Genomic DNA, 17257 nt, shown 5'->3' on the forward strand with positions numbered 1-17257 from the left:
TAAGGCTGCTTAGGATGAGCAGCCTTATTACTGATTTTATCAACAATGCGAAATATGAAAAAGCGATAATATATAAGTTGGTTCGAAGCTCCTGTTATTATAACGGTTTCATGTCGATAAGCTCTATTAGGCTCTAAATTTCCCTCAACATCTATTGCTACCTTGCATTGTCATAAGAGCGGTTGTGGTTGTAATAAACCGCCTCAAGCACCGCGAATACGCCGACGACCACAGTAATAAAAATGACCGCAGCTGTACCGATAGCTGTTAGGAAGGGACTGCTTGCTCCCAGCAGTACGACGCCTTTGACAACCCAAAGGAAATCAATTACGGATAAAGTAAGCACGGCTTTAGGAGCAACGATTTTTCTGCTCGCTATTATAAATGTAAAAGCTACGACAAGGAGTAGGTAAGCGCCAGCCCCCATCAGGGCCGCCTGATTATCCAGACCGGTAAGTTCGCCAACGAACCCGGGAAATAAAAGGAGCAGCAGAGCAGTCCCACCGGAAGAAACGCCATTCACCATTAAAACTTTCCTAATCCATGATTGTCCTATTAGTTGTCTTGTTGGGTTTTGTTGTTGTGTCATCCTAAGCACGCTCCTCGTTAAAATTGAACTTCATGAGATCAATGTAGCCGGGAGAAGAATGCCATCACCACACAAAGTACTGCTTAAAGGTGCCACTTTCATTGAAATAAGCAAAAAACCTGCCCAATTACACCCGCTAATCGTATTTATCGTTAGCGAGCATTCAAAAAGAGGCTGCCTATGATAGGTAGCCTCTTTATATTGAAGAGTTAAGCTTTTAAAGTAAGGCCATCCCTAAGGGATGGCCTTACAACTTGACCGGAATACAACTCTAACAACTTTGCATGCCATGCCTAGAGCTGTCTTACTTACATGCTATCACCAGAATTACGTTCTGGAATCTTCGTCACATTATCGATGCCGAAGTCTAAAGTTCTCGTCATATACTTATGGAAAAAGTCAGAATTAATCCCTGTCATATGATGAAAGAAGGGTACTTCCGCTTTCCAATCGTTTTCGATCATGTGCGTTACATCCACTAGGCCTTTTTTTGAAACGAAATCAATAATGGACTTCATTTTCATCGGCTTTTGGATCGGGATTGCTTCATCGAGCGGCTCCATTTTCAAATAATCTTTTCGATGCAATGCCGCATAAAAATTCCGATGATCTTTTGCGCTCATAATTCCAAGATGAGCTGCCCTATACCCCATTACTTGCAGGGAAGTTTTCCATTTCTTCTTCAAATCCAAGTAATCATCGGGATTGGTTATATAGGAAATATCCTGCATATCCAATGAGAATTCATCTTCTGGCAACAATAATGCTCCAGCAAATAAATGGGCTTCATTTTCGATCTGTTTGTGCTCTTTTCGGTCAAGATTCGTAAATTCTAGACGATAATGGAGCAGCAGATGCCCTAATTCATGTGCGATATCAAAGTTTCTCCGAACCGCAGAACGTTTCATATTGCCTAAAATAATATACGCTCGATCATTACGTGTCCAAAGACTATAGGCATCTATCTCTTCACCAATTGCCTTTTCAAAAATGAACACACCGCTCTTTTCGATTAGGAACATGAGATCATCGTTATTGGATTGTCCCAAATCGAGTCGCTGACGCGCTAAATGAGCAACATGATAGATCTGAGCAGTCCTATCATCCTCTGTGTGATTTAAATATTCAATGACCTCATCCCGTAATTTAATAATCTTAAGGGTCGGGAGACTGACTTTGGCCGTTATATAGTTTACAAACGTATCTACAAACTCAACATGCTTTGCTTCTGTCTGTGTCTTGGATATCACATTCAATACTTTTGAACGATAGGCAATATTCATGACGTCGACATTAGCGGGCGTTGCAAGCCGTGCTAGCATGTCCTCTGAGTAAAAGTATTTACTTTTCACACTAAAAATCTGTTTTAACTCGTTCACGATCTGCATTTTCGGAGATGTATAAGCGTTCTCGTACTGCCAGACGGCCTGTTCTGTAACACCTAACTTTTCAGAGAGCTGCTTTCGTGAATATCCGTGCATGATTCGCAAATTGGTGATGTTTTCACCAATAAACATGCTTGCTCCCTCCTTACTTCTTAAAACCATCTATTTATGAATATGTTGTTCATCTTCAAATATCCCGATATCGAAGGCTGCTGGGTCCATAATATCTTCATTCATTTCTGGTGCAATCAATTCGCGTTCCTCATCGGTCAGTTCAGCTCCTAAAATAAAGTCTGACAAATCGTCGACGAGATAAGCGATGTTATCATGGGGATTAGGCAAATAGTGCATAATCTCCGACACTTGATAGGCATCATCAAGTGAATAGGTGAGTATATGGAATTGAGTGTAAGACGATTTGAATGTCTCCAGATCCATTCTTACCTGATCATTGGAAACCCATAAGGCAAGTTGTTCCACTCTCTCGCTCTCTTTCCTTATTCTCGATGAGCGCTGTGATGGAGAAAAGGTTAAATCTCCATTAATTTTAGAGAGTTCATGAAGATAGGTTCGACGTGGACCGTGCTTTTCGCTATGGTTAGGCAGCTTGGCTTGAGAAAAGCAATCTTCGTTAAAATAAGCGGCATTTTTAATGAGAAACACAAGTTTGGAGTCTTCATGGATGAATTGGAGATAATCCCACGTCAATCCAGCCTTAGCTTTCTTATATGTAAAGCCATGAGCCATACATTCCTCAGCAATTTTGCTTTCAATAAAATTACCTTTCGTCCAGGAGAAAGCCGAACTTATTTTCATTTTTACCTTTCGATCCTTACGATGCTCAATATAGTCACGATAACCATCTACAATTGCATTAACAATCATCTTATTGCGTTCAGCATTAAATTTGTATTGGTCCATATTAAACACTCCATTTCGATAGGATGAAGTCAGCTTTAATTCTAATCGAAATAGGTGTGGGTGAAAATGATTTTTTTTGTTTTTATTAAAGTAGTTTCCCAAAGTGGTATTCTTCATACAAAAGGCCGATGCTAGTCCCTTCTGCTATTTAGTAATATAGGGTTAAAGGAAATGCTGATTCAGGAAAAGGGGGAGTATTCGTGTATATGGTATCTCGGCCAAGGCCTTTAACAGATGAAAAAATGCAAGCCATCCCGTATAAAGAGGGTGACTCTTTTCCGTCTGGATACTTACATCTTTTACGACAGCTTGGAGAAGGCACTTACAGAGGGTGGATGAACGTTCAATTCCCTGATACGGAAGTGCTTAAGCCTTTTGCTGAGTACGATATTTGGGAGCACGATGAAGACAGCCCAATTACGCAGCAGCAGATCGCAGAGTGCGTCGCTATCGGCACAACGGTGGACGGTGATTTTCTCGCGATCCATCCTCAGACGGAACAATTAATTTGGCTGCCCAGGCATGATGAGCAAGTCAAGGCACTTACTTTGCAGGAGAGAGAATTACAAGACGAAGGAATTTACGCAATGGTGCTGGATGAAATTTATCGTCTAGTGTATGGAAATGAACAAGAAGGAGCTATTTACTACGAGCCGTGGTCCAACGCCCAGAGCCATCTCTTTTTGCGATTGCCACCGGACAAGGGTCGACTGTCATTAGAGGAACTAGCTGCTATGTGTCGAATGGATTTTCCAGCTGATCAAATTGTAGAGAACGAATATACGTGTCTCTTGTTCTATCAGGAAATGGGTGGCTATATAAGGTTTAACTATGCTTATGGGCAAGAGGTGGGACTTTTCTATAATCATGATGCGCAGCAGCTGCTTACTTTAATGGAGCAATGGCTGTTGTCAAAAGGATGCGAAAGGTATGCAGAGCATACACGATGATCTCAGAATTTTTGAGGGTGAGACAATAATTAGTGGTCATAGGAGTCGTGCCTAATTAATCGCATCTAATAGAGAGAGGTATCCCATGCTACTAGCAGCAAAAACAATTTCAAGGATACCTCGACCTCGTTACATTCTCGCTAAATATACGTAGGACATCTTACCCCTTAGGCTGATCTTGCAGTACCGTTTCTAAAATCCATTTGGTTCCTTCTTTGAGTTCACCATTTACATGCTCCTGAATGTATGGGACAGCCGCTTCACCGAGTTCCATTAACTGCTCATATACTTCATAGTCAGTTTTCGAGAAGTTATAGGGGCTGTTCTTTCCGAACTCCCCTTTCTCAACGACCGCAACCCAATGCTGAACCTGTTCAGGGAGGGGCTTCTGCTGTACTGCATATACAGCTTGCTCGAACGCATCATCCATTTCCTTTACGTCAGGCATTGCCTTATACAGTTGTTCCTTACTGACACATTTTCGAATCAATTGGCTCGTAGTTAGGTAATCACCACCTACCCCATCTGCTGCGGATACGTAGGCGATGAAATCATCTGTGCGATTCAACTTCTGAAACGCTTGCTGCAAACGTTGAATAACATCAATAGCGATCAAAAACAGTTGGGAGTCGAAGAGTGTTTTCTCGAACAAATAGTTTTGGTCAATCTCAAGATGCTGGGGTTCTTCTACGCTGATACACCAAAATACACTCAGCCAATTTTCAAGCCGTTCTGGCATGTCTTCATACATAAAAGAGTAGTCGGCTTCTGCGTATTTATATTCATGATAGAGCTGTTCACGAGTTGGATGATTCAGGCGATTTTTCTGTTGAAGAGATTGACTAAGAGTCTGCTCTACGCTTTGGTTCAGACTTTCTAAATTGTTGATGTATATCATGTAGCTACCATGATACGTATCCGTATGAATGGAAAAAGTATAAACGTCTCTATTGTTTCCCCCTGCGATATAATCTTCTAACGCAGCTGTACAGTATTCATATAAAGCGTCTTCTATATCTTTAGCGCTAACTACAATGCCATCAATAGCAGTACTTGAGTCGATTTCGGCTATCGTTAAATCAGGAGTACAGCGCATATATTTCCCTATGCCCTCCAACGCTCGTCTCCCATTGATTAGCTTGCCGATATGTACATCATAACCACTCATGCTGGAACTCCGCCCTTTCGAATTGAACTTGTAAGCAATATTCAACGCCTATGAAAGCATACCTTCTCCATCAAATTTTACCCTTTTATAAAATGGAATGAAAGATGAAGCAAGCTAGAATATGGCTGAATACGTGTTTGCCTAAGTTGCCCAGCCCTGTAGGCCCTAAGCCTCGTGTATTTTGCTGCACAGTTTTCTATACTTTTCCTAAACCTTCAAGGGTAGGAGTGGTTATGGAATGATTAAGCTGAAAGATATCGGGACATTCGAGGAGCTGCCAGAAATGGCGGAACACATCTATAACGGAAATATTCCGGCCTTGCAGGCTGCTATTGCAGCAGGTTGGGATATCGAAGCAGGCATTGTACTTAGCGAGCATACTATACTTAGCCCATTGGATGTGGCGTTACTATTGGAGAGGCTGGACGTTGTACAACTATTGACTGAGCACGGTGTGAACTTGAATGTCGATTTGAATCCATCTTTTTTACGAGCAGTTCGTTACTGCAATGAAAATATTATTCGTTATGTTGCAGCACAAGGTGCCAAGCTCGATCTGCTCAATCAGGTAGGGTCAGGTGCTTACTCACAGGCCTACTATGGCAAAAAGAAAAACATTCCGCTCATTCAGGAGCTTGGATTGGATATGAAGCAGCATGGTGGAGATGTATTACGCCAGGCCGTGTCCGATCATGACTTGAAGACCGTATCGTATTTGCTCGACCATGGAGTGGACATTAACTATAATGAACCGAATATGGTCTATCCTTATCAAGCGACTCCATTAACGGTTGCAACAAGAATGGGCAATGTATCAATGGTAAAATATTTGATTGAACGCGGCGCAGATGTTACTTTAGCGGAAAAGGATGGCGAGCGCCCCTATACCATTGCGGTCAGCAATAAAAATAAAGATCTGGCTGAATATTTAAAATCGTTGGAGCCAGAAGAGTTGCATCAACTAGAGAACAAAAAGTATGCTTTGAGAGCTTATAAACTGCCCAACGATTTAGTTCAGTTCCTTACGGGGGACAAGCTGCGCCTTGAGCTAGCTCAAAATGAATATGAGATTAGATATATCGACTTTTTCACCTTGACCGATACGATTGAGTTGAAAGTGGGTCGGCAAAAGCTGCTGCGTCTATCAGCTGCTATTGATAATTACTCCAGTTTGCAGCTGGTATGGAACCCGAAGAAAAAGGGTCAATTAGGTTGTTATGACGTGGAACATCAGACCTATGCGGATTTGTGCAGCTTCGCTGCATTCTTCGAACAGCCCGAAGGATACCTCTTTAAGTTTCTTGAGGGGGACTTATAAGCGACTAGATCACACTAGTTATTGACGCAAAACACCTCCAAGAGCGCCCCCTATCTTAGGATACAGGAGCTTTTTTTGAAGGTGTTTTCATTTATTTTTCGTAATTGAGGCAATGAGTTGCTTGATTAGTCAGCTCATTATTCAACTTTTTCGTAACAGGTATCCAAACTTCCATCTCATACATGTTGTTGCCTCTACTGTAGGTCATTTCTAACTCGGGGCCACTTGCAGGTTCGTAACTACAGGTCGGAAACCATTCTGCCCAAATGCGCTTCCATAGTTCTTGAATTTTACTTTGCCCATCGGGATATAGACCTGTTGGGAAGATAGCAAAGGTTTGCTGAGGGATCGATAGCTGTTCAAATCCTTCTGGAAGAACGCTTTGAGGCATAAAGTATCCAATCATATACGAAAACACATGGCCTTGGTGGTTGTACAATACCGCATGAATTTGGCCATTTTCACCTAAACCTGCAGCATCTCGAATTCGAGCAACCGTACCGTCAGAAATACATTTGCTCCAAAAAGCAGGAACTTCAATAAACGGATGATCGCCGTTAGCCTGAATTGTAGTTGAAACGCCAAACATTTCAAAAGCTTGCTTATCCTCAATTCTATAGTCCATCTCCACATCTCCTTTAATTGAAATATGAAAAGAGAGCCGAGGATAGGCTTTCAGTGACACACCCTTATTACGTGCTGAAACAGGCATAATACCATGCATTTTTTTGAATGCTCTGGAAAAAGCCTCCGGTGATTCGTAACCATACTTCAAATCCATATCGATAACCTTAACGCTTCCCCTCTGAAGCTCAAAGGCGGCAAGAGTAAGTCGCCTACGCCTTATATATTCAGAAAGCGGTACATCCGTTATGAATGAGAACATTCGTTGAAAATGATAAGTTGAACAACAGGCGATCTTAGCCACCTGATCGTAATCAATGGTCTCGGTTAGATGTGTTTCTATATACTCCATTGCAAGGTGCATACGATTCAGCCAATCCATACAGGACCTCCTTTCAATATAAATTATAGGAGACAGTATTAAGTGGAGCCTTGCAGTTCATGCACGTAAATATCATGGTGGTGGCTTATCTTAAGGCCGTAGTTTGAAGAATAAACGTTGTATTCTGATGTAACGTACCATTCGATTGCTCCCGGATGCAAGGAATAGCTTGTTTACCAATTTGCTTGTTATATGCAAACAAAGCTTTAATGGATATTTTTAACTTCTTTATGCTAAGATGGTTGTTGTTCTCGCACTACTGAATCGTATTTAGAAAATAAAATAAAAGGGTGGAACAGTAATGAGTGTTGAGTATGTATTGGGTATTGGATTAACCTTTATTCAATATCTACTACTCTTCTTCTGGGTTTATTGGTTGTTTATCAGCCTATTTGGCTTTGGGAAACCAAAGAGACAGGAAGACCATGCACCATATAAAAGATTTATTATTATGGTTCCCGCACATAACGAAGAAGCAGTGATCGGTAATCTTGTAGAAAATCTTCATAAAATGGATTACCCAAAGGAGCTCTATGAAGTGTGTGTGATTGCCGACGGATGTAGTGATCGCACAGGTGACATTGCTAGAAAACTTGGGGCTACTGTTATTGAACATACCTATCTGCCAGGAGAGCGAAAAGGAAAACCATATGGGATCAAATACGCGATTGAGCAGTATGGTGATAGGATGGACAATGATTTTGACGGGATTGCCTTTTTCGACGCAGATAACTTAGTTTCTTTGAACTACTTAAAAGAAATGAACAACCATTTATTGAACGGAGATAAATTGATTCAGTGTTACCTTGACTCCAAAAATCCGAATGACAATTGGGTGACCATGGGCTATTCGGTAAGTTACATTTTCATGAATCGATCTTGGCAGCTTGCGAAGTCCAGATTAGGCTTGGGAAATGCAATTGGTGGAACAGGATTTTGCGTAGACACAGCTCTATTCCGAAAAATTGGCTGGACCGCTCGTTCCTTGACGGAGGATCTTGAATTTACAATACAGTGTTTGCTTGAAGGGGTACCTGCTAAATGGTGTCATTTTGCTCGTGTGTATGATGAGAAGCCAGAAAGTTTCAAATCTTCTTGCATCCAACGTCTTCGTTGGGCAAGGGGTCACTGGGATGTTTGCTTCAAATATTCTCATAGATTGATTTGGCGGTTTATTAGTAAGCTAGATGTGAAAGCATTTGATGGTTTTATGTATCTCATCAATCCCGGAAAAATTGTTTTGAGTGCGATGACAGGTATTCTTGTGTTGGTATCTATTGCTACGAACTTATCAGATATGCATCCTTTAATTCCTTGGCAAGTTTGGATGTCATGTCTGTTGTTCCAATTCGTCTATGTAGGATACGCACAGCTTCTCGATTCAAATCATAAAGTAAGTATCTTCCGAAGCTATGTATACCTATATTTCTTCAACTTTACTTATGTACCCTTATTTATTTGGTCTTTAATCACAATGAAGAACGTGAACTGGAATCCAACAAAGCATACGAGAGCCATTCATTTGAATGATATTGAATTAGAAGAAAAGAATAAAGCAACCTAAAAACCCGTTAGTAAAAACTAACGGGTTTCATTTTAGTGCTTACACACCTACAATGTGTGTCCAGCTTCCGAATCCGGTTAGCGGGGCGGTGTAGGCGTAGTTGCCTCCCGCATCAAGCCGAGCCGTAGCGCCATTGCCCGTTAGACCATTGTAGAACAGGATGCCTCCATTAGGAGTTCCAACAATATGCGTCCAACTGCTAAATCCAGAGAGCGAGCTGACGAATGTGTATTTTCCGTTGCCATCCAGCAAGGCGGTAGCGCCGGCACCAGTGATCGTATTAACAAAGAGAAGGCCGTTCTTGTTGGCGGAGGTGATGTGTGTCCAATTGCCGAAGCCAGATAGAGGAGCAACATACGTGTAATTGCCAGCGGCATCTAGTTTAGCGGTAGCGCCATTTCCTGTGGTGGCATCATAGAAGAGTATGCCGCCGCTAGGAGTTCCAACGACATGCGTCCATTTGGAGAACCCAGAGAGCGAGCTAACGAATGTGTATTTGCCATTGGCATCAAGCAAAGCGGTAGCTCCGGCCCCGGTTATGGCATTATAGAAAAGGAGACCATTCTCATTGGCAGAGGTGATGTGTGTCCAATTGCCGAACCCAGATAGAGAACCAACAAACGTATAGTTGCCAGCGGCATCGAGCTTCGCTGTAGCGCCATTGCCGGTATTGGCGTCATAGAAGAGTATGCCACCACTAGGTGCTCCAACGACATGTGTCCATCTTGAAAATCCAGAGAGTGATCCAACGTATGTGTAGTTACCAGCGGCGTCTAATCGAGCAGTAGCCCCAGCGCCAGTAAATGAATTGATGAAGAGTAAAGAGCCGGGAACGGTTCGGGTGAATCCTTTCACAGATTTATGCTTTTGTGAGGTGGGGGGAAAGGCATACTCTACATTTTTGGTTTTGGCGCGGGGCGCTTTTTGAGAGCGTAATTGATCTTGTTTGGCTTTCTTTTTCAAAGTGACTCCTCCTGTTGACGATGGGATTGAGGTTGTTGAATACTTACCATAGTCTATGGGCAATTGTGTAATAGGCAACAATGGAATTGAAAAATCCACACTTGCCCACAAATCATAAGAGCCTGCTCAAGACAGAAGGAGACCTAACAATCTTTATGTAAATTGTCAACTGAAAAATCTTAATTTCTGATAAGCTATACTTTAACTTGTGTAAAAATAGTCCAGAGTTGTGGAATCAGTTAGTTACAATTACATTAGTATTTATGATCAGGGGTTTCTACATTTTGCATAAAATCTGTTTTTACATAAAGATGAATTTTTTAGCAAAGAAGCAGACGCATGTATAAGTTTTAAAAATGAATCGCCCTCTAGTTACCGATAATACCCGGATTGGAACAGTTCAAATTTTAATTGTCAGCGTTGCTTTCGAACAGTGTTTAATATTAATTTGACAACATAGAACGATAAGTTATAATCTAACATATCAAATAAAACATAAATTCCCTCTAATTTTCAGACCTCATAATGTACTTCATTACGAACTTCTCATGTGTTCGGTACGTTTTAAAAATTGTAAAGGACGTGAATGTAAGATGGTAGTAACTACGATACTTACATTCGGAGATTTAATAAGACAGCACAGGATCAAGGCGAAGTTATCTCTGAATGACTTGGCAAGTTTGTCAAACGTGCATAAAGGAACTATTTCAAAAATCGAAAATGGTGAGGTAAAGAAGCCCGAATTTAAGACGTTACGGGCACTGTCTGAAGCATTAAACATCCCTTATGACGAATATACATCACTATATATCGATGTTGAGCGAAGCCCTGAATTTCTTATTCTCATGCTAAATGAAACTATTGAAGCAAAAGGATCAATTCCTCTCATTTCTAAGATCGCTAATAAATTTCTTGAGGCTGAACGAGCAGACAGTTATGAATCCACTTCACAACTTTTTAAATCCACTTGTAACTTAGAAGACACCGATATTAAGTTGGCTCTATTTAAAACCATCATACGCTATTCCAGAGGACATGGAGTCGTGACCTTTTTAGCGCGTTCTTTGTACCAGGAATACCTCATTGAGCGAAACGATTTTAGCAAGTTAAAAGCTACCTATGAATCGGGTGTTTACGTATTAAAATATACGGAGCAGCTTCCCCCAGAAGAGCGTACCGGCCTTTACTATCGCTTAGCAGCCCATGCATATTCATTGCGAAAATATAGCGATTGTATTCAACATTCCAAGGCGCTTTTAGAGGACGAATATGCGTCAAAAGGAACAAATGAGCTAAGAGCGCATGTTACCCATGTTTTACGGGGGTCTTACTATCACCTTGGCGAATATGTTCTTGCTGAAAAATACGCAGAAGAATACAAGAAATGCTTCCCTTCCATTGAGGGAGACAATGACCGCTTAATCATGGCTTTGTTAAATGTAAAAAACGGCAACAAAGCTCTTGCAGTTGAACAGTTCGAAAAATGTCTTCAGCTTTGTAGCGCCTCTTTTACTGTTCACATCGTTATTGAATACATGGCATTCTGTTTCGAGCACGATCATATAGATAAAATTAAAAATCTCCTTTTAACCTACGAGGGAAGGATTCACGAGCAAATATATTCGACGCCTCTAGAAAAAGCAGGACTTGCTCGATTCTACAAACTCAAAGGTGATTATTATACCGAGGTTAATGATGTTATACATGCGATAAGCAGCTATATCAAAGGAGCTTATGCATATGCGAGTATAAATAACATTGAAAGTAAACGAAGTTGCTTGCAGTTGTTTTCTCAACTAAGTTGCTTTAGTTGGGTTTATTCTCGTCAATCCTAGTTTAATAAAGGTTTTGATTTAATATTAATTAACTATGACACACGTACGTAGAGACGCCTATTATAATTAGGTGTCTTTTTTGTGTTAGGTTGCCCACAACATACTTTCACACGTTCACCTGAAAACCCAATATATGATAATAGTGGGGAACCGATTCAATGGTGAGTGAATGGGGAGATTCACTCACCAACGTATAAAAAAGGTGATTTCTATGCTTGATAAAATTGAACTCCTACGAAAACAAATGCACGCAGCATACGAAGAAGGCTTACTGTTGACAGATGCTCGAATGATCCACATAAGCCAAGACCTCGATAGACTACTAACCGAGTATCACATCCTACACAAATTTGAAAGTAAATCATTTCACTTAAATTTAATTACTGGAAGATAAAGCATTATTATGTTAGGAGGTGAAATCTCTCATAAATAAAATAGCGACATCCTACATCAATCGCAGCAAATACCGGATGAAGGCAGGCTGTGAAATCGATTATAGGAGATGAATGAAATGAAGAAGTTTAAGTCACTTTTGTTGTTAGTTTTTGTTCTAGTTCTTTCTGTTAGTTCATCAGTCTTAGCTAAAGGAGTTGACATCAGTACACCGCAAATTACTAATATATCGACAGAGAAATTCAGGAAATTAAGTGGACAAGAAATAGACCGCTATTTTCAAATGCTAACCCCTTATTTTATTTACAAAGATCATAATGTGATAGAACTGGATGTCCAAAGAGCTAGGAAGGATAACATTAGTAATGAGGCAATAGGATTGATTAGTAAATTACTAGATAATCAAAATAGGATACTTAAAGCTACATTAAGAGGCGGAACTTTCAATGATGTCAAAATTGATTCCGATTTTAATGAAGTATTCGATGATTACTTTACACATTTATCAGCAACGAAGATTAGTCTATTGAGTAGTAGTTGTAAAGTAGGTGGAACGAAGAATCCAGATCCTTGTCCAGCAAGAGAAACTTTAATCGATAGCATATCGCTTGCGGGTGGTCAGAAATTTGCTATTGACAGTGGATATCATAGAACTGCAAGGTATGCAGGAGGTGGAGATGAATCAAATCCAGCACGAGATTTTACAAAAGAAGTAGTGCATAATGATTGTTCTCAAGGAGTTTTTAGAAATCAAATTGTTTTATCTGATAATAAAGATGGTACTTTTAAAGTTATGCGACAACAAAATGAGCCGAATCCTGAATTACATGAGTATACTCATCCTTATGCATTGTGGTCAATTTATGTGTATTGGTGGCATCAATCTTATTGCTAGTATATGATAAACAATAAAAATCCCTGGCTACATCGGGGGATTTTTATTGTTTAAATATGAAGGAGGAATAGCTCTGTGAAAAAAATGAGATATTCAGTTCTTATGTTAGCATTGTTAATTATGGGATGTAGTTCATCTCCTTTGAAGTCTGATATTGAGATAAAGATGAATACTGCTTACAACACTAATTTCGATTATATTGATACCATTAAATTAGTGGATGATGTAAAGAAAGAACAAATTACAATAGATGATCCTAAAAAAATAGAGGAGATTATCAATAAATTGACAATAGTAACAAAACTTAATGAACATAAATCTAATAATAGCCAGCTTGGAGAAGTAATAGTTATGACCTCCAAAGAAGGAGAAAAATATAATTCTAAGCAAAAAATTGCTAATCTTTCACTTCTTGAAGTCGATGCAAGTTCGACAATAGTTCAATATGAGAGTGATGTTTATCTAGTTCCTATTAATATTATAAAGTTATTTCATTAAGTATTTAGTAGGCGTTCCGTCAACTCTAGTTTGGTAGCTGGAATTAAAAGAACCGCTCAAATGGATTTACCTCAATTTATAAGCCTTAAATTTATAAGAAATGAGGTTATTTCTGAATGAGAAGGCAATTTAAGTTTCTCATATGTTTAAGTCTCCTTAACACTATTTTTTATTCCAACATTGGTACAACTTCAGTAAACGCTACTCAACATTTAAAGACACAATCCATTCATTTGAAAATCAATAAGTATTTCATCCTGTATTCGCAACCATACCCGCCCTTCATTGATAACAAATATAGGTTATTAATTCCTTTACGCTCTATTCAAGGCTTGATGGGTGGAACTGTCACATACGATGAGACTACAAAAAGGCGTGGGTTAAGTGGTTAGATCGTGAATTTGAGTTAGTTATAGGTTCCACACAAGCAAAAGTTAACGGCGTGCCTATACAGATGAACACGGTTTCTATTTTGAAGGATGGTGCGATGTTTTTGCCTATGCGTCTATTTTTAGACCATACAGACATTAGTTATAAGTGGGATCAGAAGAAGCAATTACTGCATATTACTGATGAACGAGCTGAAAAAGGCTTACCCTTTGAATAGAAGAAGCCCAACTCCTTTTGAAACAAAATTACATGTGATTCAATGTTGCTTAGATTGTAAGTCCAATCCAAACTATAAAGCAAACAGCTAGGGGTAAGCAGAACACAGTTAAAAAATGAATAAGAAAATATAGGGTAGATGGTTTGGAGGGGCTACAGGAATCGAATACGTGGAGAACATATTCAAGGGACTTGAAGTTTGTTACCATTCACGATGTATAATTTGGTTATAATTGTAACAAAAAAGGAGGTGTTCACATTGAAAAAAAGAGTTTTTTTCGCAATCTCGTTTCTTTTAGGCCTATTCATTTGTTATCAAGGTTTTGACATTCTTACCTTCCCTGCAAGAGGAGAATCTATTTACCGATTGGGATTATTAATACCGGCTAACGATACTCAATTAAATCTATACGGTGGTCTTTTCTTGCTTATTGGAGTTTTATTTATTGTAGCACCAGTAATGTTCAGGAAAAAAATGATAGCTGATTAGTTTTCTATAAACATCACTGAACTCATTGATATAGACCTATTAGAGACTTTTTCTGTGTAAACCTCATCAAAGAAAGTAGCGCAAAGGTCACAGCAATTGACTAGAGGGCTATATCAGCCCTCTGATTATTTTTTAAATTGAACTTCTTCGCATTTTCTTTTCAGCAATACAAACATATTGAATATTCCTTATCTAATAATGAATTATCCCTCTTTTTGTTCTTTTCTATTTTTAGTCATTGTAACGAACCAGCTCGGGAAGCCCATCTCGCTGCTGCTCCTTTACTTTTGCCAGACTGCATAGTAAGATGATGTCAGCAATTTAGATTTCAATGAATGATCTTGATAACTATAAAGAGGTGCATTTTGTGAGTGCGGTAGGTTCTAAATAGGATAAATTGAATGAAGTAAATTCGATGGCAGTAGGGGATTGGTCTATTTTCAGCACCCCTAGCTTTGTCATGAATTTATTTCGACCTATGAAGATACCTACGACACTTTATAATGCGTGCATAATGCAGGGAGATGACTATACGTAAGCGATAGTTTTTTTCTACCTGTCCAGTTTGCACATGCCTTATAAATACAAGCAGAGCTGCGGGTATCCCCGCAGCTTTTTTGTGTTCAGGCATATGTACTACCTACGTTCATTGAAATCTAATCGTAGGTATCTTCCTTGTATGATCACAACCCATCATAGTGAGGAGAATCAACATTGAATAAACAAACACTAGAAAAATTACAATATAACGAATTGAAAGAGCACGTAAAAACGTACTGTGTAAGCGGACTAGGGAAGCAATTATTAGATACGTTGCAGCCTAACTCCAACTTAACGGTCGTCAAAAAGCGTCTAAATGAAACGACAGAGGCGCGAGCGCTGCTTGATGCGGGTGCTCATATTCCTTTTTTAGGAGTCACGAACATCGAACTTAGTATCGAAAAGCTTGAAAAAGGCTTACTGTTAACACCAATTGAGCTAGTGAGTATATCGGATTTCTTGCGAGGCTGCCGAAAGATTAAACAATTTATGCTGGCTAAGGAGTTCTATGCACCTGTGCTGTCCTCTTATGCGAACTCCATGTCCGAGTTCCTAAGCATCGAAGAAGAGATCAATAATTCGATTAAAGGTAGCAAGGTCGATTCTGCTGCTAGCAAAGAACTGAAGCGAATTCGCAGCAACATCGAAGCAACAGAGGAAAAGATTAAAGATCGACTGCAAAAGTTTCTTAAAAACAGTGAGTACAAAAAGTATATTCAAGAGTTTTTTATTAGCCAGAAAAACGATCGGTACACGATCCCGATTATTGCATCTTATAAAAATCATGTACCAGGAACCATTGTTGAAGTCTCTTCCACAGGGTCCACGGTCTTTATTGAACCGCATAACGTAGCCAAGCTAAGTGGCGAGCTATCAGGACTAAGAGCAGAAGAAGCGGTAGAGGAATATCAGATTTTAGCCGCTTTATCTGGTTTGATTACGGAAAATATGCATGAAATTAAGATTAATATGGATCTCATTAGCCAATACGATATGGTGTTTGCCAAGGCAAAGTTCAGTAAGCAAATTGACGGTATCGAGCCTAAGCTGAACGATGTCGGTTATGTAAAGCTTGTAAATTGCAAGCACCCTCTTCTCACGGGAAAAGTTGTGCCGCTTAATTTTGAGATTGGGGAGCAGTATCGCAGTCTTATCATTACAGGACCTAACGCTGGCGGGAAAACGATTGTGCTAAAGACGATTGGCCTAGCTGCATTAGCGACCATGTCAGGCTTCCATATCCAAGCGGATAAGGAGACGGAGATTGCTGTATTCGATAACATTTTCATCGATATTGGCGATAATCAAAGTATTGAAAATGCACTAAGTACGTTCTCCTCTCATATGAAAAACCTTTCGGAAATTATGAGGTTGGCGAACAACAACACGCTCTTGCTCTTTGACGAAATTGGCAGCGGAACGGAACCAAATGAAGGAGCTGCGCTAGCCATTTCGATCTTAGAAGAGTTTTATCATATGGGTTGTATGACGGTTGCGACTACCCACTATGGTGAAATTAAGCGTTATTCGGAAATGCACGACGATTTTATGAATGCAGCTATGCAGTTCAATCATGAGACGTTGGAGCCGATGTATAAACTTCTTACAGGCAGGTCCGGGGAGAGCAATGCCTTGTGGATTTCACGCAAGATGGATGTTCGGGAAAAAGTATTGCAACGAGCTCAAGCGTATATGGATAACAAGGAATATCATTTGGAGCGAGTGCATGAAAGTAAAATACGGAAGGCTAAGGTTGCTGCTGTGGAGAAAGAAGGCAAACAGATCGAATTTGCAAAAGGCGACCGTGTGAAACTACTCGATTATGATGATTTCGGACTCATTTATGAGGGAAGAGATTCGTTCTCCAATGTAGTCGTTTTCTATAATAACGAGTTCATAAAAGTAAATGCTAGACGAATAACGCTAGAGATACCTGCGCAGGAACTGTATCCAGAAGGATATGATTTGAACACACTGTTTGTAGATTTTAAGACGAGAAAGATGCAGCATGATATTGAGCGTGGTTCCAAGAAGGCTTTGCGTGCGATTCAAAAGGAAATAAGGAAAAATAGAGAATAGACTACTGAGTGAGAGCGCAACATTTCAAATAGTGCCCTGTGATACAACTAATCATGA

At 39.8% G+C, this 17257-nt stretch carries 15 protein-coding genes and 1 pseudogene; 10 read left to right on the forward strand and 6 right to left on the reverse strand.

The genetic code is table 11. The annotated features are described in order from the left end of the window. Positions 1-157 precede the first annotated feature (157 nt). From H580_RS0109605 to H580_RS0109615, 3 genes are all read right to left on the reverse strand, one after another. On the reverse strand, positions 158-589 hold the full coding sequence (locus H580_RS0109605) for a hypothetical protein (RefSeq protein ID WP_051217365.1): 432 nt from the start codon (positions 587-589) through the stop codon (positions 158-160). A 308-nt stretch (positions 590-897) separates the two neighbouring features. Further along, the gene (locus tag H580_RS0109610; protein ID WP_028594588.1) at positions 898-2106 is read right to left on the reverse strand and encodes a spr1629 family repressor/antitoxin; all 1209 of its coding nucleotides are present in this window, start codon (positions 2104-2106) and stop codon (positions 898-900) included. Between the two features lie 30 nt (positions 2107-2136). Continuing rightward, a complete protein-coding gene (locus H580_RS0109615) occupies positions 2137-2895 on the reverse strand; it encodes a spr1630 family ClpXP-sensitive toxin (RefSeq protein WP_028594589.1) in 759 nt (252 codons plus the stop codon). A 206-nt stretch (positions 2896-3101) separates the two neighbouring features. Here H580_RS0109615 and H580_RS0109620 point away from each other — a divergent pair, with 206 nt between their 5' ends. Beyond that, the gene (locus H580_RS0109620) at positions 3102-3845 is read left to right on the forward strand and encodes a hypothetical protein (RefSeq protein ID WP_245583534.1); all 744 of its coding nucleotides are present in this window, start codon (positions 3102-3104) and stop codon (positions 3843-3845) included. Between the two features lie 160 nt (positions 3846-4005). On the opposite strand, the gene H580_RS0109625 is transcribed toward H580_RS0109620, so the two are convergent. Then, on the reverse strand, positions 4006-5013 hold the full coding sequence (locus tag H580_RS0109625) for a DUF4303 domain-containing protein (RefSeq protein WP_028594591.1): 1008 nt from the start codon (positions 5011-5013) through the stop codon (positions 4006-4008). A gap of 238 nt (positions 5014-5251) precedes the next feature. On the opposite strand from H580_RS0109625, the gene H580_RS0109630 reads away from it, so the two are divergent. Then, positions 5252-6331, forward strand: a complete 1080-nt coding sequence (locus H580_RS0109630; protein WP_028594592.1) for an ankyrin repeat domain-containing protein — start codon at positions 5252-5254, stop codon at positions 6329-6331. Positions 6332-6422: 91 nt separating this feature from the next. Here H580_RS0109630 and H580_RS23855 read toward each other — a convergent pair whose 3' ends face one another. Further along, positions 6423-7337: an AraC family transcriptional regulator gene (locus tag H580_RS23855; protein WP_051217366.1), complete on the reverse strand. Its 915-nt coding sequence runs from the start codon at positions 7335-7337 to the stop codon at positions 6423-6425. A gap of 301 nt (positions 7338-7638) precedes the next feature. Between H580_RS23855 and H580_RS0109640 the strand changes: the two genes are divergently transcribed. Further along, entirely contained in the window at positions 7639-8901 is a 1263-nt protein-coding gene (locus tag H580_RS0109640; RefSeq protein WP_051217367.1) for a glycosyltransferase family 2 protein, read from the forward strand. Positions 8902-8940: 39 nt separating this feature from the next. Here H580_RS0109640 and H580_RS0109645 read toward each other — a convergent pair whose 3' ends face one another. After that, positions 8941-9756, reverse strand: coding sequence for a hypothetical protein (locus H580_RS0109645; protein ID WP_157282828.1), 816 nt, complete (start codon positions 9754-9756; stop codon positions 8941-8943). 701 nt (positions 9757-10457) lie between these two features. Here H580_RS0109645 and H580_RS23860 point away from each other — a divergent pair. The 7 genes and pseudogenes from H580_RS23860 to H580_RS0109680 all read left to right on the forward strand — a co-directional run bounded on the left by H580_RS23860 (position 10458) and on the right by H580_RS0109680 (position 17200). After that, positions 10458-11699: a helix-turn-helix domain-containing protein gene (locus tag H580_RS23860; RefSeq protein ID WP_051217368.1), complete on the forward strand. Its 1242-nt coding sequence runs from the start codon at positions 10458-10460 to the stop codon at positions 11697-11699. Positions 11700-11910: 211 nt separating this feature from the next. Continuing rightward, positions 11911-12093 (forward strand): Spo0E family sporulation regulatory protein-aspartic acid phosphatase, encoded by a 183-nt coding sequence (locus tag H580_RS27000; protein WP_028594595.1) that lies wholly within the window; start codon positions 11911-11913, stop codon positions 12091-12093. Positions 12094-12210: 117 nt separating this feature from the next. After that, positions 12211-12987 carry a hypothetical protein gene (locus tag H580_RS0109660; RefSeq protein WP_028594596.1) on the forward strand — a complete coding sequence of 259 codons (777 nt, stop codon included), beginning with the start codon at positions 12211-12213 and terminating at the stop codon, positions 12985-12987. Between the two features lie 75 nt (positions 12988-13062). Then, positions 13063-13485, forward strand: coding sequence for a hypothetical protein (locus tag H580_RS0109665; protein ID WP_028594597.1), 423 nt, complete (start codon positions 13063-13065; stop codon positions 13483-13485). A 403-nt stretch (positions 13486-13888) separates the two neighbouring features. Continuing rightward, positions 13889-14092 (forward strand): annotated as a pseudogene (locus H580_RS25830) (stalk domain-containing protein); the annotation flags it as partial. A gap of 258 nt (positions 14093-14350) precedes the next feature. Further along, the gene (locus H580_RS0109675; RefSeq protein ID WP_028594598.1) at positions 14351-14581 is read left to right on the forward strand and encodes a hypothetical protein; all 231 of its coding nucleotides are present in this window, start codon (positions 14351-14353) and stop codon (positions 14579-14581) included. A 714-nt stretch (positions 14582-15295) separates the two neighbouring features. Beyond that, on the forward strand, positions 15296-17200 hold the full coding sequence (locus H580_RS0109680; RefSeq protein WP_028594599.1) for an endonuclease MutS2: 1905 nt from the start codon (positions 15296-15298) through the stop codon (positions 17198-17200). Positions 17201-17257 lie beyond the last annotated feature (57 nt).

The organism is Paenibacillus assamensis DSM 18201 (assembly GCF_000422445.1).
GTDB classification, from domain to species: Bacteria; Bacillota; Bacilli; order Paenibacillales; family Paenibacillaceae; genus Paenibacillus_B; species Paenibacillus_B assamensis.